Source organism: Idiomarina sp. UBA4206, assembly GCF_002383015.1.
In the GTDB taxonomy this organism is placed as follows: domain Bacteria; phylum Pseudomonadota; class Gammaproteobacteria; order Enterobacterales; family Alteromonadaceae; genus Idiomarina; species Idiomarina abyssalis.
This window is the reverse complement of record NZ_DFTS01000041.1, coordinates 45,840-50,168: the sequence shown is the minus strand read 5'-3', so window position 1 is coordinate 50,168 and position 4,329 is coordinate 45,840. Positions and strand designations below refer to the sequence as shown.

At 46.1% G+C, this 4,329-nt stretch carries 4 protein-coding genes; 1 reads left to right on the top strand and 3 read right to left on the bottom strand.

Annotation, left to right across the window (positions count from 1 at the left end; translation table 11 throughout):
* The coding region (locus tag B3180_RS08910; RefSeq protein WP_286844099.1) for an aldehyde dehydrogenase family protein at positions 1-478 on the bottom strand (478 nt) is incomplete at its 3' end.
* A gap of 329 nt (positions 479-807) precedes the next feature.
* On the opposite strand from B3180_RS08910, the gene B3180_RS08905 reads away from it, so the two are divergent.
* The gene (locus B3180_RS08905; protein WP_286844097.1) at positions 808-2,586 is read left to right on the top strand and encodes a DEAD/DEAH box helicase; all 1,779 of its coding nucleotides are present in this window, start codon (positions 808-810) and stop codon (positions 2,584-2,586) included.
* Here the strand turns inward: B3180_RS08905 and B3180_RS08900 are convergent.
* Positions 2,583-3,119 carry a lipocalin family protein gene (locus B3180_RS08900; RefSeq protein ID WP_278358482.1) on the bottom strand — a complete coding sequence of 179 codons (537 nt, stop codon included), beginning with the start codon at positions 3,117-3,119 and terminating at the stop codon, positions 2,583-2,585. The two genes, B3180_RS08905 and B3180_RS08900, sit on opposite strands and share 4 nt — an antisense overlap.
* A gap of 11 nt (positions 3,120-3,130) precedes the next feature.
* Positions 3,131-4,329 (bottom strand): cryptochrome/photolyase family protein (locus tag B3180_RS08895; protein WP_286844095.1); only part of this gene is annotated, 1,199 nt, incomplete at its 5' end.

The window sequence follows — 4,329 nt, the reverse complement described above, 5'->3', positions numbered from 1 at the left end:
CATTCGGGAAGTTCCATGGAGTAATGGCCGCACAGACACCCACTGGCTCTTTAGTTACCATGACGCGCTTACTGCTGTCAGCATTAGGCAATATATCGCCATCGATGCGTTCAGCCTCACCGGCAAACCAATCGACAAAGCTGGCGCCGTATTCTACCTCACCAACGGCTTCGGCGACGGGCTTACCCTGCTCAGCACTCATTAATTCGCCCAGTGCTTGCTTGTTTTCCATCATGGCTTCGTACCATTTACGCAGAAGAACTGCACGCTCGCGAGCGGTTTTCTTACGCCAGCTTTTCAAAGCCGTTTCAGCAACATTGATAGCGCGTTGCGTTAACTCCTCGTCGGCGTCAGCAACTTCGGCTAACACGTCGCCGGTTGCCGGGTTGGTAACTGAGAAACGTTTGTCTGTAGGAACCCAGTGACCTTCGATAAAGCAATCTTTCTTAGTCAACGATGACATAGAATGTGCTGACATAGTGCCTCCAAATTTGAAAAAACTCTCTAATAATGTAGGCAATATAAAGAGAAATGGTTCAACTTTTTCGATGATTTTGACAGAAATTGATGTGTTTGGTGAAAAAAAGCTCAAATACATTGCGTTCCTGGTAAAAAAACGTATAATCCGCCGTTCCTCAAGGAACACCGCATAACTGATGAGGCAGCGGTCACCCTTGATTCGTGGGGTTGCAGCGCCTGATTCCAGTCCAGACAGTTTAGAGACTGAATACTGATTCCTGTTGCCGGGCCATAACCCCTTTTTTGTTGTGTTTGCCAATGGGCAAACGGGAATAAAGTGAGACAAATATGTCAAATACCCAAACGGGCGTGTCGTTTAACGACATGGCCTTACCTAGTGCTGTGCTTGAACAATTAAACGCAATGCAGTTTTTAACCCCTACTCCTATACAGCTGCAGGCTATTCCTGCGTTGCTTGAAGGTCAGGATGTATTGGGTGAAGCCCAGACAGGTACCGGTAAAACTGCCGCTTTTGGTCTACCAGCGTTGGCAAAAATAGACGCATCAGTTAAGCAAACTCAGGTATTAGTAGTAACGCCAACTCGTGAGCTGGCTATTCAGGTTGCTGAAGCGCTTGAAGGCTTTGCTGCAAAAATGCGTGGTGTTGGCGTCGCAACGGTATACGGTGGAGCGCCATTTGGACCGCAGGTCAAAGCTCTGAAGCAGGGCACCGCCATTGTTGTTGGTACCCCGGGTCGTCTTATCGACTTACTGAATAAAAACGTTCTGCAGCTGGACGGTTTGAAAGTTGGTGTTCTGGATGAAGCTGATGAAATGCTTAATATGGGTTTCATTGAAGACATCGAAACCATTTTAAAAGCTGTACCGAATACGGCGCAACGCGCATTATTCTCAGCAACTATGCCAAATGCAATTCGTAAACTGGCAAAAACGTTCCTGAAAGATCCGCTGAACATTCAGATTGAAGCTATTGCTCGCGAGAAGGCGACCATTAAGCAGAAAGCCTGGAAAGTTCAGGGCATGACTAAAATGACTGCTCTGACTCGGTTGTTAGAAGTGACTCCGTATCAGCGCGCATTGATATTCGTACGTACCCGTCAGGATACAATGGACGTGGCTGAATTATTGCAACGCAACGGCTTTAAAGCGGCGCCATTAAGCGGTGATTTGAACCAGGCTCAGCGTGAGCAGACCGTCAGTCAGTTACGTAGTGGACACATCGAAATTCTGGTAGGAACCGACGTTGTTGCTCGTGGCTTAGATGTTCCTGAAATTACGCACGTGATTAACTATGACTTACCGAGCGACACTGAATCTTATGTTCACCGTATTGGACGTACTGGCCGTGCGGGCCGTAGAGGTGAAGCGATTTTGTTCTTCCGTGCAAAAGAGCGTCATTTGTTGCGTCACTATGAGCGCTTAACCAATGCTCCGGTTGAGTTCTTTGAAGTACCAAACGCTAACGAACTGAGCAAGTACCGTCAGCAACAGTTACTGGAAAAGCTACAAGCGTCTTTGGCTCCTGAAACTGCAAGTGCTGATAAGCCTAAACTTGAAAAGCTGTTAGGACAGTGGCTGGAACAGTCTGAATTGAGTGCTGAAGAAATTGCATTAGCGCTTCTGGCTCAACAGAACGAGCAGCGCCCATTGTTCCTGAAAGAGGACCGCCCTGTGCGTGAAATGCGCAGTGAACGTTCAGGTCGCAATGAGCGCAGTGATCGTGGCGACAAGCGCAAGCCTCGTGCAGAGCGTGCGACAAGTCGTGCCGCCGATGTGGATTTTGAAACTTACAAAATTCAGGTTGGCCGCGAACATGGTGCTCGTCCTGGTGACATCGTTGGGGCTATTGCTAACGAAGCTTCAATGGACAGCAAGTACATTGGTCAAATTCAGTTGTTTGATAATCACTCTTTAGTGCAGTTACCTAAGGGTATGCCAAAAGATATTATGCATGTACTGAAAAAAGCCCGTGTGCGTCAGCAGCCAATGGGTCTTGAGTTAAGCGATGAGCAAGTAAAACGTGCGCCACGCCCACCGCGTGACCGTGATGCTCGCGGCGGACCTAAGCGCAACTCCGGTAAGGGTGCTGCGCGCCGCTTTAATTAATTAGCGTCTTGAAATTCGGCCGGATGATCAACCATGATCATCTGGTCGATATCGTATCCCCATTCATGAGCCTTAGCTAAGGCATAGTCAATATCATCCTGAGCGACATCGGGAGTTCGCGACAATAACCAAAAGTATTCGTGTGAGTCACTGGTTACTATTGCCAACTGATAGTTGTCATCCAGCCAACTGACATAGTACCCACCGTAAAATGGCCAGAAAAAAGTCAATTTGTAAGCTGCTTCCATGTTTTCAACGGGTTTAGCCAGACCAATAGCTGTCTGCCACTCTTCGTTTTCAACATGATAACCGCGATTTGTAACCTCTAAGGTACCATCACCGTTTAGGCGATACTCTGCCGTAACGCTTTGCAGACCTTCTTCAAAGCTGTGTGGCATACGGACAATTTCGTACCACTTGCCTAAGTAACGTTTTGCCTCAAAGTCTTCGACAACATTGGCTACCGGTGTTGGCTGCGTGTTACAGGCACTCAGCAGAACTGTTAAAAGTAGCGGGATTATCCATTTGTTCATTGTGCTTCCTTTTATAACTCGTTGATATTATCTAAGTAAATTTCGGCCTGTTTCAGTAGCGCCTGCTGTTCTTCGTTGGTTTTCTTACCCCAGACCTGATACATCATGCGCATTCTGTGATTATCTTTAAACTGTTCTTTGTGACGCTCAATAAAATGCCAGTACAGGCTGTTAAAAGGGCAGGCTTTATCTCCACTTTTTTTCTTTGGGTCATAATAGCACTCTTTACAATAGTGCCCCATTTTCTGCATATAGTTAGCACTGGCAATATAAGGCTTTGTGGCAATCAGACCGTTGTCAGCATACTGACTCATGCCTCTGGTATTAGGCATTTCTACCCATTCAATAGCATCAATGTAAATACCAAGGTACCAGTCGTCCAGAGCGTCTGGTGACACACCTGCTAACAAGGCAAAGTTTCCGGTTATCATTAACCGCTGTATATGGTGTGCATACGCATATTCTAAGGATTGCTCAATAGAGTGATGCAGGCAATTCATTTTGGTGTCACCAGTCCAGTAAAAATGAGGCAAAGGTCTATTATGATCCAGGGCGTTAAGGTTTTTGTAGTCAGGCATATGCGCCCAGTAAATCCCCCGGACGAATTCACGCCAGCCGATAATTTGCCGGCAAAAGCCTTCAATCTGAGCGATTGATATACTTTCTTGATTCTCAGACCAGGTATTAACAGCTGCTTTTACAACTTCTAGTGGATGTAACATTTTCGTGTTTAAAGAGAACGAGAGCCTGGAGTGATACAAACTCCAGTGGGCTTCCTTAAGTGTGTCTGCTGTTGCCATAGTGTCCTGATAACGACCAAAATTGGGCAGCCCAAACTGACAAAAATGTTCAAGTAACTGTTTTGATTGTTGACGGTTTACCGGCCATATTAATTGGTTTGGGGAAGCTTTGCCCATTGTCTGAATATGGCACTTTTGCAGCAAAGTATCGATATCTGAGACATCATTAGAAAATACCAGGGGAGGTTCTACACTTTGATTGGCAGGAATCTTTTTCTGGTTTTCCTTATCGTAATTCCAGCGACCGCCGACCGGGCGACCATTCTCCATCAAAATATCGTATTGCTGGCGCACCTTTCTGTAAAAGGTTTCCATTAAGTAGTTTTTGCTATCGGGAAAATATTCTTTTAATGAATCACGCGTAGTGAGGAAATGCTCAGTATCATACCAGTTTAACTTGATGTTTCTGG

What these genes read in the sequence shown, in the direction of transcription:
- B3180_RS08905 (WP_286844097.1), top strand. Translation starts at nt 808, where the DNA reads ATGTCAAATACCCAAACGGGCGTGTCGTTTAACGACATGGCCTTACCT.
- B3180_RS08900 (WP_278358482.1), bottom strand. Translation starts at nt 3,119, where the DNA reads ATGAACAAATGGATAATCCCGCTACTTTTAACAGTTCTGCTGAGTGCC.